This window comes from Neisseria sp. P0019.S003, assembly GCF_051957115.1.
Classification (GTDB): Bacteria; Pseudomonadota; Gammaproteobacteria; order Burkholderiales; family Neisseriaceae; genus Neisseria; species Neisseria flavescens_D.
Genome location: NZ_JBQCWT010000001.1, coordinates 165,365 through 185,958 on the forward strand (window position 1 = coordinate 165,365; position 20,594 = coordinate 185,958).

Sequence of the window (20,594 nt, forward strand, 5' to 3'; positions counted from 1 at the left end):
ACTTAATTTCAGACGGCCTACTACCATGAAAAGCCCATTTAAAAACATCGGTATCGTTACACGTCCCAATACGCCCGAGATTCAAGATACCGTCCACACATTGGTTTCTTTTCTGCGCGAAAACGGCTTCACCATCTATCTGGATGAATTGAGCGTAGAAGAACACTGTGTCTATATCCAAGACTCCGCCTACTGCGAAACCGTAAACAAAGCCCAGCTGGGCAAATATTGCGACCTCGTCATTGTGCTCGGCGGCGACGGCACCTTCCTCTCCGCCGCCCGCGAAGTTGCCCCACGCGCCGTACCCATCATCGGTATCAATCAAGGCCACTTGGGTTTTCTCACCCAAATCTCACGCGATACCATGGTTGAGGGCATCCGCCCCGTACTGGAAGGCAAATATCTGCCCGAAGAACGCATCCTCATTGAAGCCAGTATCATTCGTGACGGCGAAACCATCGAACGCGCCCTCGCCCTCAACGATACCGTACTGTCTCGTGGCGGCGCAGGCCAAATGATTGAATTTGAAGTCTTTATCAATCAAGAATTTGTCTATACCCAACGTTCGGACGGCCTGATTATTTCCACACCGACAGGTTCGACCGCCTACGCGCTTGCCGCCGGTGGCCCCATCATGCAGGCCGGCCTGCACGCCTTCACGCTTGTGCCTATCTGTCCGCAATCCATGACCAACCGTCCGATTGCCATACCCGACACCAGCGTGATCGAAATTCTTATTACCAAAAGCGGCGACGCACGCGCACACTTTGACGGACAATCCCATATCGACGTGCAAAACTTCGACCGCATCATCATCCGCCGCTATCACAATCCCTTGCGCGTCCTCCATCCCACCGATTACCAATACTTCAAAACCCTGCGCCAAAAGCTGCATTGGGGCGAACAATTGATTTAAACACCACTTCAATAAACAGGCTGACCATGAAAACCATTTCAAAAACCTTAATCATCGCGCTGTGCGCCCTTTCCTCCCTCTCCGTCTCCGCACACGGTATGCACAAAAGCAAACCCTTGTCCTTTGAAGAATTGCCGAAAATCTGCCAGCAATACTTTACCCGAGCGGATGCGTGTTACCAAAAAGCAGGCGATAAAGCATCGTTCCAACGCGACAACACAAAATACCTGCGCCAAATCCTGCCCGCCGCCGACGTAGGCCAACGTGAACGCATGTGCCAAATTGCCATGGATACATTTGCTGAAAAAACAAAAGGCTTAAATTGCGAATAAAGACCTCTGTCTTGACTCCAGCAATTTTTGATTTCATAAAAAGGCCGTCTGAAATTTCAGACGGCCTACTTACAAAAACCCTTTACTTTTTAAGAAGAAACCACAAAATCTACCGTATGCGCTTCACTGTAATCAGGGATTTCCAGCTTTTCTATCATGCGGTGCAACACATCATTCGGAACAGAATGTTCGCGGTTACGGTTTTGCGATAGTAATTGCGTGTAAGGCACTTCCAAATAAATGAGATGCACACGTGCGCCGTAATCGGCAAACATCGGCAGCCATTTACTGCGCAAGTCGCGGTTGAGATTGGTCGCATTAAAGACAAATGACGTATGGGCGCGCAGGTATTCTTTTGCCTGCTCTTTACCCAAACGCACTGCTTCGGCGGTATGTTTGGAATCTGCGGGATCAAGTTTGCGCTCACGGCGAATTTCATCCAGCGACAGCATAGGTAAATGGGCAAGATGTTGCCTGATGTAACTGTCTTTGCCGCTACCTGCTATGGCGCACATGGCGTACACATCAAAGGTCTGATCATCAAATGGCTGATAATCCGGCATTTCGCTACGGCCGTTAAGATAGAGATAGCGTCCGTAGTCGTTGGCGAAAGTACGTGCCTTACCCCAACAAGCATTTTCTTCACAGAGTTCACGAAACAAATCAATGCGCAGCAAAATATCCTGTTGGTCGCAACATATACGACCCAGTACATCAGCTTTAGCCAGCATGGCAAGATGCGCAGTGTTGACTTGCAAACTGGCTGCTATGACGGCTCGCTCAGGATTAGGCTTGTTAATCGCCCATAAGGGCAATCCGTGCAAACGTACAAGTTTAGCGATTGCTTCTCTTACGGCAAACGGAGCGGCAAGTTCGGTATACAGCAAAGTACGGGCGGTATGCTCGCCTTTTTTTGCGTGATGCGGCGAAACGATACGCTCTTTGCCGTTTTCTATTTCACGCTTGGTCGTACTGCGTTTTTCCACATCATGCAACATAGCGGCAGCAAACAGAATATGCTGCTCCTGTTCATCAATCGCTTGAAACTCGGGCAGTTTTAAAAGGGCTTCGCACACCATTTTGGTATGCGTAAATACATCGCCTTCGGCATGCCACTCAGGGTCTTGCGGAACGTCCTTCATATCGGCAAACCAGCTGAAACGACGTTCTAATGCTTGCCAATCAGGAAGTTGACCGGGTATGTAATATGGGAATGTCCACATAATCGTCTTTCTTATTATTGGATCATTGGACTTCAGGCCGTCTGAAACTGCCAGCTTTGCCAATGGTATTTGTCGTAATCGATGAGATGGGCAGGCTTCCAAGTTTTCGTCCAATGAACATCAGTTTTAACGTGTTTGGCTCGCACCAATTTGAAAAGATTGTCGAATTCATTGGATTGAACAGGCAGATTGCCGTTGTTGGTGGCAAAATCAGCGGCGTTACGGATAACAAAACCTTCGCTGCATGCCGCTCCTGTGTTCGGATCGTAGCCGCCAAGCTTGCCGGAAGTTTGTACGCTGTCCGTCCACGGCTCTCCCAAATTAGCGGCAAGCCATTGCGCTAAAGCAATATCTTCATTGGCGTATTTTTGAGTGAAATCTGCAAGCAGCTGGACAATGGGTATTTCTGGCACAGTCGGAAAATCAAACAGCTGCGCATAAAATTTAACCTCTTCCCATGAAAGCCAATGTCCGCCACGGCGGACTGCAAACAGGTAAAAATGGCTTTCCAGTTGCGAATAGGCAATCGAATGAATGCCATACATATTCTCGCCAAAAAGTTCAAGATCGCCTAAATCATCTTTGATTTGCTGCCATCGTTGCAGCAAAGGTTTATCCCACGGATGCTGGGTAGGTGCAGTATGACTACGGGCATAGAGGCCGTGTGCGGCAAAGCAGTTGTTTTGCCCATCTAATTTTTCGGTTAAAACCAATTTCGGTAGCGAGGCAAAATATGAAAGAAAGCCGCGCGGCATAAAGCGGTCGTCTGAAGTCGTGCCGAGGCTAATGGGCGCGTGCAGGCTGCGAGCGTATTTTTGAGGTTCAGTTGTCGTCATAATATTTTTCCTTTTTATTCATTTTTTAATTTTCTTTTCAAGTATTCCCAGCAACTTGTTATATTTTCCCCACCATATTTCCTTGTTTGGAAACCAAAAGTTGGTCGATTTTCAAATTTTCGGTATCGATGATTTCAAACTTATAACCGGCATAAACCAGAAAATCCGTACGCTTCGGGATTTTGCGCAGGGAATACATCATAAAGCCGGCGATGGTTTCGTAGTTTTCCGAATTGGGAAACTCTTCAATATCCAATGCGCGCATAACATCGGTAAGCGGCGTAGCACCGTCCACCAACCATGTATCTTCGGTACGGCGGATAATTTGCGGCTCTTCTTCAGTATTGACCAGCTCACCCATCACAATACTCATCACATCTTTCAGCGTTACCACCCCAACCACCAGCGCGTATTCGTTCACCACTACGGCGAAGTCTTCGCCGGAAGTTTTGAAGGTCTCTAATACATCGTAAAGCGACAGTGTATCGGGAATGAACAAGGCTTTGCGTAATACACGCTTGTCGGTCAGGCGGACGTCTTTTTCTTTTAAAAACAAGGTCAGCAGCGTGTGTGATTCGATATAGCCGATAACGCGTTCCAAATCGCCGTCACACACGAGGAATTTGTTGTGCGGTTTGTCCGACATCATTTCCAACACGGTATCGCTGTCGTCATGTTTGTCAAAATAGGCGATATATTCGCGCGTACTCATGGTGGAAGTGACCGTACGCTCCTGCATATCGAAAATATTTTCAATCAGATAGTGTTCCTGCTCTTTCAACACACCAGCCTGAGCGCCGGCATCAACGACGGCATAAATATCTTCCGAGGTCAGCTGCTCCTGGCGGACGGTTGAAATTTTGAAGAGTTTGAATATTGCGTTTGCCAACCCGTCAAAAACCCAGACAAGGGGTTTTAATATAAAAATCAGAAACATCATCGGACGGACAATGCGTACCGCCACCGCTTCGGGATGGGTCATTGCCATACGCTTGGGCATCAGGTCGGCAATTAAAATAAAGCTGCCTGTAACCAGCGAGAATGTCAGCAGCGACGCAACGGTACTGCCCCAACTGCCTGCGTTTGCCAACAAACCATCAAAATAGGGGCGCACCGCCGCCTCTCCGACGATACCGGCAAGAATGGCGACAGCATTCAAACCGATTTGGACAACGGTAATAAAACTGCCCGGCTGCTGCTGCATATTGATTACATCAAGCGCACGCGTATCGCCGCCGTCTTTCGCCATGACCTGTAATTTGATTTTGCGTGCCGAAGCAAGCGCGAGTTCGGAACAGGATACAAACGCGCTAATGACAATCAGCAGGCACAATAATAGTAAGGCTTCAAAAATATTCATGAAAAAGTGTGTGTATGGTATAGGTTAAAAATATTCAAACAGCAAAGGCCGTCTGAAAAATTCAATTTGATCTTATGCGTGTTATTTGTCAGTGATGCGTGAAGTAAATGATGTTTTGGAATAAATTTTACTTAGAAGTAAGTCATATTTTTTTCAGATAATCTTGAGGAAAACCTCATTATCTAGACAGATAAGGCACGACACTTTCCTTCAATATTTCTATCAACTCTTCATCCATGTATCTGTAATTATCAGGAATATCTAAAACAATCATTTCCTTATATTGCAAAGCACGGGGAAACTGTGCCAGCAGACGGCTCTTATGTTTTTGTTCCATTACGAAAATCTTATCCGCCCATGCGATGTCGTCTATGGAAACAGTATGCCGCGCATTGGGGCTAGTCCCCGCAGAACGTGCCTGTACATTTGGATAACGTCGAAATACGGTTTCAGCGGTAGGACTGCGCCATTGGTTACGACTACAAATAAAAAGTGCATTCATAAAAATTAAAAAAGGCGGAAAATATCCGCCTTGTGAAAACCATCTCGATTGAATCGAAAATGTATCTTTTGAGTTAATCAAACCATTCAGCATCAAATTCATGCTGTCTGAACGGATAAATAAAACCCAGTTTTTGTGCACGTTTGATTTTATTGCTGCGGAGATATATCAAATCCCACTTTTTTTCAGGTTTATATTTCAAAGGATTTTTGCCATGTATACGATGACTGGGGCGTTGCTCTTGATGTCGTCGCCATGCACGGCTACGACTTTGATCTAAATTGTCCATTATCTGCTTTCTAATTTTGTTTCGGAAATCGGGTTCAGCAGCCGCGATTCTTTATGTATTCGATTATTCGGCAAAAAATAGGATGACAAAATTATAGCGAAACTGAAGATATAATGCCAATATTAAACAATTTATTAGGCTCAAAATAGCCAAAGGCCGTCTGAAACTTGAGACACATTTACTGTTTTAATCATCCAGCGCATCTTCATCCAAGGATTTCAACCATTTCAGCTTTTCGCCAATTTTGATTTCCAGTCCGCGCGGGACAGGTTGGTAGAAATCCGGCTCGTCCAAACCGTCGGGCATATAGCTTTCGCCAGCGGCGTAGGCGTTTGGTTCGTCGTGGGCATAGCGGTATTCGCGTCCGTAACCCAATTCTTTCATCAACTTAGTCGGTGCATTGCGCAGGTGGACGGGCACTTCGTCGCTGGCATTTTCTTTGACGAAACGGCGCATTTGGTTGTATGCCTTATAGCCTGCATTGGATTTGGCGGCGGCGGCAAGGTACAACACGGCTTGAGCCAAAGCAAGCTCCCCTTCCGGCGAGCCTAAGCGCTCATAAGTCGCGGCGGCATCATTGGCAATCGTTAAGGCACGCGGATCAGCCAAGCCGATGTCTTCCCATGCCATGCGGACAATGCGGCGGGCGAGATAGCGCGAGTCGGTACCGCCGTCGAGCATACGGCAGAACCAATACAGCGCAGCATTCGGATGCGAACCGCGCACGGATTTGTGCAATGCAGAAATTTGATTGTAGAAACTCTCGCCACCCTTATCAAAACGGCGGATTTGCGCACCCAAACTATCGGCGAGAAATTCGGCGGTTAAGGTTTTCAGACGGCGTGTATCGGCAGCACGTAAAAGTTGTTCCAATAAATTCAACAATCTACGCGCATCGCCATCGGCGGTATTCACAAGCAATTCTTGCGCATCGGCTTCAATCGTAAAATCTTGGTATTCGGGCAAGGCCAACACTTTGGCAATCAGTTTTTTTAGGTCGTCTGAAGACAAGGATTGCAAGACATACACCTGCGCCCTGCTGAGTAATGCCGGATTGACTTCAAATGACGGGTTTTCCGTGGTCGCGCCGATAAAGGTTAATAAGCCGCTTTCGACATAAGGCAAAAATGCGTCCTGTTGCGCTTTGTTGAAGCGGTGTACCTCGTCAACAAACAAAATCGTCGCTCGTCCTTGTTGCAGGGCAATTTCAGCTTTTTCGATTGCCTCGCGTATGTCTTTCACGCCTGAAAATACGGCAGAAACAGGCAGAAACTGTGCATTAAAGCTTTGCGCCAAAATCCGTGCCAGCGTGGTTTTGCCTACGCCCGGCGGCCCCCACAGCAACATAGAATGTGGCTTTCCTCCTTCCACCGCCACGCGCAAAGGTTTACCCCCGCCGATTAAGTGCTGCTGCCCGATGACATCATCTAAAGAATGCGGGCGCAGGCGTTCGGCTAAAGGGGCTTCGGGTTGGCGTGCAAAAAGGTCGGACATAGCGGCTTTCGTGCTGATTGATTGAAAAGAAAACTCGCTAGCATTATACGGTAGTTTCGCAAACACACATATCGGGCCGCATTACGGTATAATACATGCTATTTTGAGAATTCTTCGGACGTTTCAGACGGCCTTGTTTACAGGAAACATCATGACTTCAAAAGCTCTTTTGGCAGCTGTTACATCAGCTTTCTTATTGGGTGCATGCGCTACCGGCGGCGACTCTTTCGGCGGTTTGGGCAGCGGTACGGGTATCGGCAGCAGCGTAGTGAAAATGGCGGTAGACAGCCAATGCCGTACCGAATTAAACAAACGTAACGAATGGCGCGTCATTGCTTTGGCCATGAGCGCGGAAAAACAAGCCGAATGGGAAAATAAAATCTGCGGCTGCGCCAGCGAAGAAGCACCAAACCAATTGACTGCAACTGAAATGATGCAGGTATTGAGTCCATCTACTCGCACTCAAGCTCTTACTTCTGTCGCAGCTAAAACCGTTACCGCCTGCTTCAAACGACTCTACAAATAATTATTCAGACGGCCTTTTTTAATATCGAGGCCGTCTGAATTCGTTTTGACTTTCTATTTGAATTTTAAATATATAGAGAAGAAACCATGAAATACATCAGCACCCGCGGTGCGACCGCACGCAAACAATTCAGCGAAGTTTTATTGATGGGCTTGGCTCCTGACGGCGGTTTGATGCTGCCTGAGCAATACCCTCAAATCGACCGTGCTACTTTAGACCAATGGCGCACACTCAGCTACCCCGAGCTGGCGTTTGAAGTCATGAGCCTGTTTGCCACCGACATCCCTGCTGATGATTTACGCGACATCATCAACCGCACCTACACCGAAGAAGTATTCGGTACCAAAGCCATCACGCCGGTGCGTACACTTTCAGACGGCATCAAAATCCAAGCCCTGTCCAACGGCCCGACTTTGGCATTCAAAGACATGGCCATGCAATTCTTGGGTAATGCGTTTGAATATGTATTGAAAAAAGAAGGCAAAGAACTCAATATCTTAGGCGCCACCAGCGGCGATACCGGCTCTGCCGCCGAATACGCCCTGCGCGGTAAAAAAGGCGTGAATGTCTTCATGCTGTCGCCGGAAGGCAAAATGAGCGTATTCCAACGCGCGCAAATGTTCAGCCTGCAAGATGCCAACATCCACAACATCGCCGTTGAAGGCATGTTTGACGACTGCCAAGACATCGTCAAAGCAGTACAAAACGATGCCGACTTCAAAGCCAAATACCGCATCGGCACAGTCAACTCCATCAACTGGGGACGTATCGTCGCCCAAGTCGTGTACTACTTCGCCGGTTATTTCAATGCCACTTCGAGCAATGACGAAAAAGTCAGCTTCTGCGTACCAAGCGGCAACTTCGGCAATGTCTGCGCCGGTCATATCGCCCGCCAAATGGGCCTGCCAATCCACCGCTTGATTGTTGCCACCAATGAAAACGACGTATTGGACGAGTTTTTCAAAACCGGCGCATACCGCCCTCGCAACAGCGAACACACCCACGTCACTTCCAGCCCGTCTATGGATATTTCCAAAGCCTCCAACTTCGAGCGTTTTGTGTTTGACCTGATGGACCGCGATGCAGACGAAATCAAAACCTTATGGGCTGAAGTAGGCTCCGGCAAAGGTTTCAATTTGGAATTTGTCTTAAACAAAGTACATCAACAATATGGCTTTGTTTCCGGCAAATCGACCCATGCCAACCGCCTTGCCACCATCAAACAGGTTTACGAACAAGACCGTGAATTGATTGATCCGCATACAGCCGATGGCATCAAAGTAGCGCGTGAAGTACGCGAAGCCGGCGAAACCATTGTCTGCCTCGAAACCGCATTGGCTGCCAAATTTGAAGCCACCATCCATGAAGCTGTTGGCGAAGTTGCGATCCCCCGTCCGGCCGCATTGGAAGGCTTGGAAAACCTGCCGCAACGTGTCCGTGTTGTCCCTAATAACGCAACGACAGTAAAAGACATCATTAAGGAAGCTTTGGCTTAACTGGCTGTCTTTGACGACTGAAGAGGCCGTCTGAAACTTTTTCAGACGGCCGCGACTGGTGCTTGAGAAGTGGATAACATTATTGCCAATCCTACCTCATCACAGTCGTTCTTATTATAAAATCAAGGCGTTAAAACAATACCAACTCCTTTTGACTTTCAATTGCAAACATTGTAATGACAAATATTTTCGTTTAGAATTGCATGTTTGCTCTAAATCTGGATTGATATGAAATTTGGATTGATATACAGACAACACAAGCGATATCGAATTTTTCGATGTTGTACACCGCTATCCTGAAGCCGAACGCAACAGCTTGAACCACATCAACCTGCTTGTACCGCAAGGCAAAGTTACCGCATTGGTCGGCGCATCGGGCTGCGGTAAGACCACCCTGGCCAATATGTTGCCGCGCTTCCTTAATCCGGATGAAGGCAAAGTTTTGATTAGCGGCGTCAACATTAATGAATATACGCTCGAAAGCCTACGCAGCCGCATGGCATTCGTCAGCCAAAACGTTGTCCTGTTTAATGGTACGATTGCTGAAAACATTGCCTATGCTCAAGCTGACAAATTCAGTGAAGAAGAAATTATCAATGCTGCAAAAGCAGCCAATGCTTGGGAATTTATCCAAAAAATGCCGCAAGGCCTGCACACTGAAGTTGGCGAAAACGGTTTAAAACTGTCCGGCGGCCAACGTCAACGCCTCGCCATTGCGCGTGCGCTTTTGAAAAATGCGCCGATTTTGATTTTGGACGAAGCCACCAGTGCATTGGATAATGAATCCGAACGTTTGGTACAAACCGCATTGGAAAACCTGATGCAAAACCGTACCACTTTAGTGATTGCCCACCGACTTTCGACCATCGAAAAAGCCGACAACATCGTTGTCATGCACGAAGGCAATGTCGTCGAACAAGGCACTCATCATGAATTGATTAGCGCAGGCGGACGCTATTCCGACCTGCACAGCCTCAGCGAAAAATCAGCCAAACCGGCAAGCAAGTAGCTGAACACTATATTCCATTCTTTTTATTAACCTCGGCCGCCCCAACTTATCCTTTTCAGACGGCCTTATCCGACAGGAAATATCAATGGCAGCATTCAACACCCAGAAAGTCTTGTCCGTACACCACTGGACCGACGCTTACTTCACTTTCACCTGTACTCGTGACGAATCTTTGCGCTTTGAAAACGGCCAGTTCGTCATGGTCGGCCTGATGGTTGACGGCAAACCGCTGATGCGCGCATACAGCGTGGCTTCTGCCAACTGGGAAGAGCATCTGGAATTTTTCAGCATTAAAGTACAAGACGGCCCATTGACCAGCCGCCTGCAACACCTTAAAGTCGGTGATGATGTCCTCATCAGTAAAAAACCGACCGGTACACTGGTTGCCGGCGACCTGAATCCGGGCAAACACCTCTACCTCTTGAGCACCGGTACCGGCATCGCCCCTTTCTTGAGCATTACCAAAGACCCTGAAATTTACGAGCAATTCGAAAAAATCATCTTGGTTCACGGCGTACGCTACAAAAAAGACTTGGCATACTACGACCGCTTTACCAAAGAATTACCCGAACACGAATACCTAGGCGACTTGGTTAAAGAAAAATTGATTTACTACCCGATCGTTTCACGCGAAGAATATGTACACCAAGGCCGTCTGACCGATTTGATGCGCAGCGGCAAACTCTTCGAAGACATCGGCCTGCCTAAAATCAATCCGCAAGACGACCGCGCCATGTTGTGCGGCAGCCCTGCCATGTTGAAAGACACCTGCAACGTCTTGGACGAATTCGGCCTGACCGTTTCTCCGAAAACCGGTGTCCGCGGCGACTACCTGATTGAGCGCGCATTCGTCGATCAATAACGTATCCCCGGCAGCAGGCCGTCTGAAACCCTTCTTTCAGACGGCCTAAACCTTAATAATTTATCCCACATTATGCCTACTCTACTCATCATCCGTCCGTCCAACCGTCCGCAACAAGATATCCAAACCTGCCATGCAGCCGGTTGGCAGGCTCAAGTATTGAGTCCGATCGAAATAGAGGCAGACCGTTCGGCACTAAACAAATTTCCCGAACAATTTAAGCAAGCCGATGTCGTGTTTTGGGTCAGCCCCACCGCTATTGAAACCGCAGCGCCTCATCTGAACTTTTCAGACGGCCCCAGAGCACACATTACCGTCGGCCAAACCAGCCAACATACTTTGGCACAATTCTCCCCCTATCCCGTATTCTCTCCCGAAGATGGCAACGACAGCGAAGCCGTCTTGAGAATGCCTATTTGGAAAAACCTGCCGCCCAACGCCCGAGTTCTAATCATTCGAGGTCATGGCGGCCGTGATTTTTTAGCAGATAAACTGACCAAACTGGGTTTCCAAATCGACATCGCCGAAATCTATTTCAGACGGCCACATGCCATTGATTGGCAGAACTTTAAAACCGAAGACATCGCTGCCGCCTACGTTACATCCGGCGAACTCGCGCGCGAATTTTTCCATCAGATTCCGCCGCAATTTTCCCGATTCTTCGAATCCTTGCTATACTTTACCCACCATCCGCGCATTGCCGATGCGCTTCGCATCGTCGGCGCCAAACATGTAGAAACCGTCACTTCTCTATCCGCTGCACTTTCATCCATGCCACAAAGGAGCCAAGCAGTGAACCCAGTCGAAGACAATAAAGATACCCAACAAGTTGCCAATACGGCAGCTCCGGCGCCTGAACGTTCTGAAAACACCAGGCCGTCTGAACAAATCAAACCTACCCAACCTCAGCAAGTGGAGACGAGCATGCCCGAGTCCAACAATCTCCCACAAAACAACGCCCCTGTTATCATCAAACAATCTGGCGGCAAAGCCTTGGCCGCAGGTGCAACCGTCTTGGCACTGCTTAGCTTGGGCACGAGCGGATTCCTGTTTGTACAGGGTCAAAATGTTTTAAAGAACCAAGAGCTCGAATTCAACCAAAAAATCGACAAAGCTGCATTGGGCGAGTCTGAAAACGCCAGCCTTCTAAAAGACAACCTCAACCGCCAAACCGCTATTCAAGCCGAGTTAGACCGCCTGAACAACGGTCAAAAAAACAATAGCGATCAAATCCTGCAAACGCAGAAAGCTTATCAAGAGCTGCTCAAAGGCCGTATCAACTGGCTGGTTGACGAAGCCGAATCCATGTTGAACACGGCTTCACAACAATTAATGCTGTCAGGCAACCTTCAAGGCGCGGTCAGCGTATTGGAACACATCGACAGCCGTTTAAGCCGTTTTGAACAGCCTGAGCTTATCCCCGTCAAACAAGCCATCAGCAATGATTTGGCCGCACTGAAAAACCGTCCTTATGTCGATATTTCCGCTACTGCCTTGCGTATCGACCGTTTGGAAACAGGTATTTCAGGTCTGCCTTTGGTCTTGGACGGCGTATTGAAACCAGGTGCCGCGCCTGTCGAAGCCACTAATTCAGGAACTTGGTGGGAAACCACATGGGAAAAATCCCTCAATGCCCTCAAAGGCTTGGTTGAAGTCCGTCATCTGGACAGCAACGATGCCATGTTGATTTCGCCCGAACAAACCTACTTCATCCGTGAAAACCTGCGCCTGCGCCTTTTGGATGCGCGCATTGCCCTGTTGCAACACAACGGCGAAGTGTATCAAAGCGATTTGAACAACGTTGAAGCAACCGTGAAGCAATACTTCGACAGCAAATCCCCTGCTACCCAGTCATGGCTGAAAGAGTTGGCCGAACTCAAAGCCCTTGATGTCCGCATGATTTCAGACGACAGCCTGAAAGCCAGCTTGAGCGCCGTTCGCGCTTATCAAGAAGGTTCTCGTACACAAATGACGACCGAAGAAGCTGCACAAACCCAAGCTACCGAGAAAACCGCTTCCGCTTCCGCTCCGGCTGCAGCTACCGAACAAGCCACAACTTCCGCACCGGCTGCCGCTTCCGCTCCTCAGTCTTTGGAAGCACCTGCATTGCCGTCTGAAAACAAAAAAGAACCGGCCGCCGAAGCTGCCAAACCACAAAACCAAACCAAGCCTGCTGCCAAAATTAAAGGAGAGCAAGCATGAAAACCGTCGTTTGGATTGTCATTCTGTTTGCCGCCGCCGTCGGTTTAGCGTTGGCTTCCGGCATTTATACCGGTAACGTGTACGTTGTGGTTGAGCAAACCATGCTGCGTATCAATCTGCATGCCTTTGTTTTAGGCCTGCTGTTGAGCGTATTCGTCTTGTATTTCCTGATTAAATTCGTGTTCGGCCTCTTGAACATTCCGGCGCGTATGCAACGCTTCGGCATTGCCCGCAAAGGCCGTCAGGCTTCTGCCTCTTTGAACAGCGCAGGTCTGGCATATTTTGAAGGCCGCTTTGAAAAAGCCGAACAAGAAGCCGCCAAAGTCTTGCAAAACAAAGAAGCAGGCGACAACCGCACCCTGGCTTTGATGTTGGGCGCGCACGCGGCCGACCAAATGGAAAACTTCGAATTGCGCGACCGCTACCTGCACGAAATCGAACACCTGCCACAAAAACAACAGCTTTCCCGTCATCTTTTGCTGGCCGAATCTGCACTGAGCCGCCGCGATTATCCGACTGCCGCACAAAACCTTGAAGCCGCAGCAAAAATCAATAGCAACTTAAGCCGTCTGGTCCGCCTGCAATTACGTTATGCCTTTGATCACGGCGATGCTGCAGATGTCTTGGCAAAAGCGGAAAAACTGGTCAAAGCCGGCGCCATCAACGATTACGAAGCCGAACAGTATCAAAATTGGGCATATCGCCGCCTCTTGAGCGAAGTAACCGATGCAGGCAGTCTAAAAGCTTGTTTGAAACACATTCCTGAAAGCATGAAATCAGGCGAATTGTGTGTCGCGATTGCCGAAAAATACGAACGTTTGGGCTTGTATGCCGAGGCGGTCAAATGGGTTAAAGCCCATTATCCGCAAACCCGCCAGCCTGAGCTTTTGGAAGCATTTGTCGAATCCGTGCGTTTCTTGAGCGAACGAGAGCAACAAAAAGCCATCGACTTGGCAGACTCTTGGCTGCAGGAACAACCCGACAATGCACCGCTGTTGATGTATCTTGGCCAACTGGCTTACGGCCGCAAACTTTGGGGTAAAGCCCAAGGCTACCTCGAAGCCAGCATCGCCCTGCAACCCAGCGTATCCGCACATTTGGTCTTGGCGCGCGTGTTTGATGAAACCGACCAACCGCAAAAAGCGCAAGAACAACGCAATCTGGTTTTGGAAAGCGTGGCCGAAGAAGAACATCCGGCAGCCCTTCCTCAGCCAAATTGATGTACTGATTTCGCATTAAGCGACAATATGAAATCTACAACAGAACCAACCATTTAATCATTTCAGACGGCCTCAATACATATCTAAGGCCGTCTGAACTTTGTCCAACACACCAAATCAGAAAGCCTCTCTACCATGACTGCTCTGAAAAACGACTCTTTCCTCCGCGCCCTGCTCAAACAGCCTGTCGAATACACCCCCATCTGGATGATGCGCCAAGCCGGACGCTATCTGCCTGAATACAAAGCCACGCGCGCGCGCGCAGGCAGCTTTCTCGATTTGTGTAAAAATACCGAGCTGGCAACCGAAGTCACTATCCAGCCTTTAGAACGTTTTGATCTGGACGCGGCAATTCTGTTTTCCGATATCCTGACCGTTCCCGATGCCATGGGTTTGGGCCTGTATTTTGCCGAAGGTGAAGGCCCGAAATTTGAACGCGCTTTGCAACATGAAGCGGACATTGCAAAACTGCAAGTTCCCGACATGGAAAAACTGCAATACGTCTTTGATGCAGTGACTTCCATCCGTAAAGCACTGGATGGCCGAGTTCCGCTGATCGGCTTCTCAGGCAGCCCGTTCACACTCGCCTGCTACATGGTTGAAGGCGGCAGCAGCAAAGAATTCCGCACCATCAAAACCATGATGTATTCGCGCCCTGATTTGCTGCATAAAATCCTCGACACCAATGCTCAAGCCGTTACCGCCTACCTTAACGCCCAAATCGATGCCGGCGCACAAGCCGTACAAATTTTCGACACTTGGGGCGGCGTATTGAGCGATGCAGCGTTTAAAGAGTTCAGCCTGAAGTACATCCGACAAATCGTTGCCGGACTCAAACGCGAAAATGAAGGCCGCCGCGTGCCTGTTATCGTATTTGCGAAAGGCGGCGGCTTATGGCTGGAAAGCATGGCAGAAATCGGCGCAGATGCATTAGGCTTGGACTGGACGTGCAACATCGGCGAAGCCCGCCGTCGCGTTGGTGAACAAGTTGCCCTGCAAGGCAATTTCGACCCGTTTGCCCTCTTCGGCACACCGGAGTCTATCCGCACCGAAGTCGCGCGCATCCTTGCCAACTACGGCAACGGCAGCGGCCACGTATTCAACCTCGGCCACGGCATCAACCAACACGCCGATCCGGAACACGCCAAAATTTTGGTCGATACCGTACATGAATTGTCCCGTCAGTATCACCGTTAATTAAAGCAGCTCAAAGGCCGTCTGAAAATTCCCAAAACAGGTTTCAGACGGCCTTTTAGCCAGAATTAACCGCAAAACAACTAATCTTCTTTAATTGACCCTATATTTTTTAGAAATCGAGAAAATTATTTTACATATTTCAAAAGATGGGTATGATGTCGTTCTTTTAAATTCATACATTCATTTCAAATAAAATCTATTTTTAGGAACATACACCATGACCTTCCAAGACTATTTGGTCAATCTGATATTAAGCGGCGTGATGATTATCGGCGCTTATCAGTTTTACTTTTATACCCAACGCCATCCTTTACGCAAAGAGATTGTTTGGAATTCTCCAATAGACGAAAAAATCCCATTCTGCCCACGTTGGTCGTGGGTATATAGTTTTCTTTACTACCCCGCTATCCTCTATCTCAACCTTATCGCCACCAACCACCGCCATTTCAACATGATGGCGTTCAGCTTTCTGATGTTGCTGTTTATGCAAATGTTGTTCTTCTGGCTATTCCCTGTTTCTACCCCACCACATTGGCGCAGCATCAATACCGGTAAAACACCATCCGAATGGTTTTTAAAATTTGTGCAAAAGTTTGACCAAGCCAGCAACTGCTTCCCCAGCATGCATGTTTCCGTTGCCACGCTGACTGCATTGCACGCGTTGCCATCTTTGGGCATTGCCGCATTCCTTTTCCCTATCCTTATCGCACTATCCTGCGTGTTTACCAAACAGCATTACCTGATTGACTTGCCTGCCGGTGCGGCACTGGGTGGATTTGCCTATTGGCTCTATCTTTTAGTGGTTTAACGTAAAAAGACTATCTAATTAAAAAGGCCGTCTGAAAACAAAAACACAATTATCGTGTAAATTTGTTTTCAGACGGTTTTTCTATATACTTAATATTTGAAGCTTATCAGCTGACACCTTCAAACTTAAAAACACATCCACTCCCACTACCGAATATGAATTTCTTAAAAGACATCACCTGGACCGAGATTTTTATCTTCGCCCACACCTGCGCCGCACTCGCCTGCATGCTGCGCGTGTTGTACAAACAAAAAAACATCGGTTCAACCTTTGCCTGGCTGATTATCCTCTTCCTTTTCCCCGTATTCGGAACCATAGCCTACATCCTCATCGGCGAGCCGCGTCTCGGTACGGCCCGCGCCAAACGTACCGGCGAAATGAACCGCTTCTACCGCAACTTTGCCGCCACCCATCTTGCCGATATCTATCTCGACATTGCCGACCAAGTCAAATCACGTTACCACGGCATCAGTAAAGTTGCCGAAAAAGGAACGGGGCTGGGCGCAACCAAAGGCAACGCCATGAGCCTACTCTCGACCACCGATGTCATCATCGACAGCATGCTTGCAGACATACGTGCCGCAACCCATTCCTGCCTGCTGGCTTTTTACATTATCGAGCCCAAAGGCCGCATCGAAGAAATTTTAAATGAAATTCTTGCCGCTGCAGATCGAGGCGTTGACTGCGCCATTCTGGCCGATGCCGTCGGCAGCAGGAGTTTTTTTGAAAGCGATTGGGTAGAGATACTGCGCCAAGCAGGCGTTGAAGTACATACCTCATTGCCTGTCGGCATCTGGCGTACATTATTCACGCGTACCGACCTGCGCAACCACCGCAAAATCCTCGTTATCGACAGCAAAATCGGTTACACCGGCAGCTTCAACCTTGTCGACCCGCGCTATTTCAAACAAAACTCCGGCGTCGGAGAATGGGTCGATGTCATGATGCGCTGTACAGGGCCTATGGTTTTGGAACTGTCTGCCGTCTTCTTCGCAGACCTTGCCGTCGAAACCGATGAAAACCTCCAAAACGTACAAACATACCTCAATCAAGCCCAAAGCCTGCTACCTAAAATCCTTCCTGAAAAAATGCAGCAAGGCGATATTGTTGCCCAAATCATTCCATCCGCTCCCGAGCAAGGCAGCTTCGTTATCTACGAAACCATCATCAGCGCCATCTATGCCGCCACCAAACAAATCACGATTACTACTCCCTACTTTGTCCCCGACGAGCCGCTTCTCATGGCATTAACCGTTGCCGCCAAACGCGGTGTCAAAGTAACCCTGATACTGCCTGCCAAAGTCGATTCACTGATGGTGCGCTACGCCTCACGCGCCTACTACCCTATGTTGCTGGAAGCCGGCGTCAAAATCGCAATGTTTGAAGGTGGGCTCTTACATGCCAAAACCATGACCATTGACGAAGACTACTCCCTCTTCGGTACGGTCAACATGGACATGCGCAGCTTCTTCCTCAACCTAGAAATCAGCCTCGCCATCTACGATCGCGATACCACCAAACAAATCTGCCATCTACAACGTAGCTACCTTAAAAACAGCAGCTACATTGCCATCAAATCATGGCAACAACGCTCTAAACTCCGCGGCCTCGTGGAAAATGCCGTCCGCCTGATGAGCCCTTTACTGTAAAACATAAATATTTAGGCCGTCTGAAAAATATTTTTCAGACGGCCTTTTAAATAAAACACTGATAGACAAAATTCTTTATTGACAGATATTCAAGCTATCCCTTCTCTCCCTCTCGGAAAAAGTAAGACTCAACCCATTTCCCAACCAAAGAATCTTTACCAAATTTAACCAAAATATAAACTAATTGATTTTTATAAAAATCCTATTAATTTGAGACTGGAATAAAACAGAATATATTTATTAATATCCATTAAGAATTTGATAATCATTATTATAACAATTAGAATAAGCAGTCAATTTTTTACTTAGGAAAAATCATGAATAAGGTCTCCTCTCCTGTATTCCGCCTTAGTATCATTACACTCGCATTATCAACAAGCTTCGCTCATGCCGAAAATTTGCAACCCGCAGAAACTGCCGAGCTGAATGAAATTAAGGTCACCGGTACTGCCGTACCGACTCGTGTAACCCGCAACCAGCTCGACCGCGAAACTTCGACCGATTTGAAACAAGTCATGAAAGACCAAATCGGTATGGACGTCGGCGGCGGCAACGGCGTGGCACAGTTTTACAGCATCCGCGGCGTCGGCGAAGACAAGATTAATTTGGAAGTGGACGGCACCAGCCAATCCACCAAAATTTTCCACCACCAAAGCCGCTTCCAGCTTGACCCCGCTTTGGTGAAAAGCATCAACGTCGAAAAAGGCACGGGCGCGGCGAGCGCGGGCTTGGGCGCGGTCGGCGGTACCATCCGCGTAACGACGGTTGACGCGAAAGACCTGCTAACGGACGGCAAACCTTTCGGTTTCAAACTCGGCGCGGGCTTGAGCAGCAATAAAGGCTCAACCGGCAACGCGGCGGTTTACGGCTATCAAAACGGCTTCGATGCCCTGTTTGCAGGCAACTTCCTCAATAACCGCGACTACAAAGACGGTAACGGCAATATCAACCTCGGCAGTCGTCTGAAACAGCACAGCTACCTCGCCAAACTCGGCTACGATTTCAACGACGACCACGGCATCCGCCTGACCTACCGTCAGGAATACCAAAAAGGCAACCGCACCGACAAAGCCGAGTTCCAAAACGTTGACAGCTACATCGGCGTGGACGGCACTTATCAAAAAGAGCAGACCTACAATCTGGAATACCGTGGTCGCAACGTCGGCTTTATCGACAAAATCGACGCCAATGTCTTCCAAATCAACACCGATGACACCAAACCGCCTAAAGGCGCTCCTTCTCCAAAAGCCCAAGCTTCCGGCACGGCGCAAGGCGGCGTTCCCATCGGTCAGCTTGAGCTAAGCAAAATCAAAGCAACCGGCGCAAATCTGAACCTCGCCAGCTCCTTCGGCGACGGGCACATGGTGAAATACGGCGTCAACTACCGCCACGAAACCTCCGAGCCGTCCGACAAAGGCGCATGGCTGAAGATTCTCGGACTGTATGACCGCGACAAAGAGAAAAAGGCTGAATACGGCGTTTACGCAGAAGGCATTTGGAACCTGAACCCCGTTACCCTGACCACCGGACTGCGTTACGACCACTTCAAATACAACGCCGCCAGCAAACAAAGCTCGTCGCACGGACAGCTCAACCCCAGCATCGGCGCGATTTGGGACATCAACGACAACTTCTCCCTCTTGGCAAACCTCAATCAGGCAAGCCGTGCGCCACGCCTGAACGAAGCCCTGTTGGCTAACGAACGCGCAGGAGCCGCCGCCGATTTGGACAGCAACCTCAAAGCCGAAACCGCCCGCCGTGCCGAACTCGGCTTTAAATGGCGCAACGACAACTTCAACGTCAGCGGCAGCGTGTTCCACCAACGCATCAAAGACCTCATCGTCTATCGTTGGGCAAAAATCAACAACAACACCGCCTCCATCACCGAACGCGGCAAGATTTACAACGGCGGCACGCTCAAAACCTACGGCTACGAGCTTGACGCGTCCTACCGCTGGGGCGGTCTGACCGCGCGCGCCGGCGTGTCCTACGTCAAACCTCGTCTGAACGGCGACATGTACTACGGCGAAAGCCCGATTCAAGCCGAAGACCACGAAAGCTCGTTCACCTTCTGGAACACCGGCCGCCAATGGTTGACCGGCCTGTCCTACCAGTTTGAAAACCCCAAACTCGAAATCGGCTGGCGCGGCCGCTACGCCCAAAGCGTGAAATACACCGACGTCGCCCGCGGACAAGGCACGATACACGGCAAGAAAGCCGGTTACGGCGTACACGACATCTACGCCAACTGGCAGCCGCTGAAAAAAGACAACCTGAACGTCAACTTCGCCGTCAACAACATCGGCAACAAGCAATACCGTTCGCACAGCCAACGCTTCCCCGACGGCAACGGACGCGTCCCCTTCTACGAGCGCGGCCGCGAGTTTGCCTTGGGCGTGAACTATCGTTTCTGATGATACGAACGACCTTATAAAGAAATTAAAGGCCGTCTGAAATTCAATTTTCAGACGGCCTTTTATAATTCGTAGACAATTTGATTTAAAAGTATTTCCTCCCCCTTGCTAGTTACACAACGGATTGTCCAGTCTTCAAATCTTCTCCATTGGGCTTCTTTTCCGAATCGGTCATGATTTGATTCCTTCTGAAAACTGACTACTCATTCTTCCAATATAAATAAGATCATCTCCAGTGCCGTCTGAAAAAATAAAGGCT

17 protein-coding genes and 2 pseudogenes are annotated in these 20,594 nt (G+C 48.9%); 13 read left to right on the forward strand and 6 right to left on the reverse strand.

Annotated elements, in window-relative coordinates; all coding sequences use genetic code 11:
- Positions 1–25 precede the first annotated feature (25 nt).
- Together ACTHTS_RS00795 and ACTHTS_RS00800 are read left to right on the forward strand one after the other, a co-directional pair.
- Positions 26–916: an NAD(+) kinase gene (locus tag ACTHTS_RS00795; RefSeq protein WP_049322157.1), complete on the forward strand. Its 891-nt coding sequence runs from the start codon at positions 26–28 to the stop codon at positions 914–916.
- Between the two features lie 26 nt (positions 917–942).
- Positions 943–1,248: a hypothetical protein gene (locus ACTHTS_RS00800; protein ID WP_070838191.1), complete on the forward strand. Its 306-nt coding sequence runs from the start codon at positions 943–945 to the stop codon at positions 1,246–1,248.
- Between the two features lie 89 nt (positions 1,249–1,337).
- On the opposite strand, the gene ACTHTS_RS00805 is transcribed toward ACTHTS_RS00800, so the two are convergent.
- The 6 genes from ACTHTS_RS00805 to ACTHTS_RS00830 all read right to left on the reverse strand — a co-directional run bounded on the left by ACTHTS_RS00805 (position 1,338) and on the right by ACTHTS_RS00830 (position 6,952).
- Positions 1,338–2,471, reverse strand: coding sequence for an AAA family ATPase (locus ACTHTS_RS00805; protein WP_440368912.1), 1,134 nt, complete (start codon positions 2,469–2,471; stop codon positions 1,338–1,340).
- A 32-nt stretch (positions 2,472–2,503) separates the two neighbouring features.
- Positions 2,504–3,307 (reverse strand): RNA ligase family protein, encoded by an 804-nt coding sequence (locus tag ACTHTS_RS00810; RefSeq protein ID WP_440368914.1) that lies wholly within the window; start codon positions 3,305–3,307, stop codon positions 2,504–2,506.
- A gap of 58 nt (positions 3,308–3,365) precedes the next feature.
- Positions 3,366–4,667 carry a hemolysin family protein gene (locus ACTHTS_RS00815; protein ID WP_440368916.1) on the reverse strand — a complete coding sequence of 434 codons (1,302 nt, stop codon included), beginning with the start codon at positions 4,665–4,667 and terminating at the stop codon, positions 3,366–3,368.
- A 178-nt stretch (positions 4,668–4,845) separates the two neighbouring features.
- Positions 4,846–5,271 (reverse strand): low molecular weight protein tyrosine phosphatase family protein, encoded by a 426-nt coding sequence (locus ACTHTS_RS00820; RefSeq protein ID WP_240315439.1) that lies wholly within the window; start codon positions 5,269–5,271, stop codon positions 4,846–4,848.
- A complete protein-coding gene (locus ACTHTS_RS00825; RefSeq protein WP_070824389.1) occupies positions 5,243–5,458 on the reverse strand; it encodes a hypothetical protein in 216 nt (71 codons plus the stop codon). Before ACTHTS_RS00825 ends, ACTHTS_RS00820 begins: the two co-directional genes overlap by 29 nt.
- Positions 5,459–5,644: 186 nt before the next feature.
- On the reverse strand, positions 5,645–6,952 hold the full coding sequence (locus ACTHTS_RS00830) for a replication-associated recombination protein A (RefSeq protein ID WP_440368919.1): 1,308 nt from the start codon (positions 6,950–6,952) through the stop codon (positions 5,645–5,647).
- Between the two features lie 151 nt (positions 6,953–7,103).
- Between ACTHTS_RS00830 and ACTHTS_RS00835 the strand changes: the two genes are divergently transcribed.
- The 11 genes and pseudogenes from ACTHTS_RS00835 to ACTHTS_RS00885 all read left to right on the forward strand — a co-directional run bounded on the left by ACTHTS_RS00835 (position 7,104) and on the right by ACTHTS_RS00885 (position 20,335).
- The gene (locus ACTHTS_RS00835) at positions 7,104–7,478 is read left to right on the forward strand and encodes a hypothetical protein (RefSeq protein ID WP_440368921.1); all 375 of its coding nucleotides are present in this window, start codon (positions 7,104–7,106) and stop codon (positions 7,476–7,478) included.
- Positions 7,479–7,564: 86 nt separating this feature from the next.
- Positions 7,565–8,974, forward strand: a complete 1,410-nt coding sequence (thrC, locus tag ACTHTS_RS00840) for a threonine synthase (protein WP_440368923.1) — start codon at positions 7,565–7,567, stop codon at positions 8,972–8,974.
- Positions 8,975–9,227: 253 nt separating this feature from the next.
- Positions 9,228–9,983: pseudogene (locus ACTHTS_RS00845) on the forward strand (ATP-binding cassette domain-containing protein); the annotation flags it as partial.
- A gap of 85 nt (positions 9,984–10,068) precedes the next feature.
- Positions 10,069–10,845, forward strand: a complete 777-nt coding sequence (locus ACTHTS_RS00850) for a ferredoxin--NADP reductase (protein ID WP_101755163.1) — start codon at positions 10,069–10,071, stop codon at positions 10,843–10,845.
- Positions 10,846–10,917: 72 nt separating this feature from the next.
- Positions 10,918–11,660, forward strand: a pseudogene (locus ACTHTS_RS00855) (uroporphyrinogen-III synthase).
- A 109-nt stretch (positions 11,661–11,769) separates the two neighbouring features.
- Entirely contained in the window at positions 11,770–13,047 is a 1,278-nt protein-coding gene (locus tag ACTHTS_RS00860) for a uroporphyrinogen-III C-methyltransferase (RefSeq protein WP_440369177.1), read from the forward strand.
- A complete protein-coding gene (locus ACTHTS_RS00865; RefSeq protein ID WP_440368925.1) occupies positions 13,044–14,267 on the forward strand; it encodes a heme biosynthesis protein HemY in 1,224 nt (407 codons plus the stop codon). Before ACTHTS_RS00860 ends, ACTHTS_RS00865 begins: the two co-directional genes overlap by 4 nt.
- A 135-nt stretch (positions 14,268–14,402) precedes the next feature.
- Positions 14,403–15,464 (forward strand): uroporphyrinogen decarboxylase, encoded by a 1,062-nt coding sequence (gene hemE / locus ACTHTS_RS00870; protein WP_440368927.1) that lies wholly within the window; start codon positions 14,403–14,405, stop codon positions 15,462–15,464.
- Between the two features lie 217 nt (positions 15,465–15,681).
- Complete coding sequence (locus ACTHTS_RS00875) at positions 15,682–16,272, forward strand: phosphatase PAP2 family protein (RefSeq protein WP_440368929.1); 591 nt, start codon at positions 15,682–15,684, stop codon at positions 16,270–16,272.
- A gap of 155 nt (positions 16,273–16,427) precedes the next feature.
- Entirely contained in the window at positions 16,428–17,921 is a 1,494-nt protein-coding gene (gene cls, locus ACTHTS_RS00880) for a cardiolipin synthase (RefSeq protein WP_440368931.1), read from the forward strand.
- A gap of 317 nt (positions 17,922–18,238) precedes the next feature.
- Complete coding sequence (locus tag ACTHTS_RS00885; protein WP_440368934.1) at positions 18,239–20,335, forward strand: TonB-dependent receptor plug domain-containing protein; 2,097 nt, start codon at positions 18,239–18,241, stop codon at positions 20,333–20,335.
- Positions 20,336–20,594 lie beyond the last annotated feature (259 nt).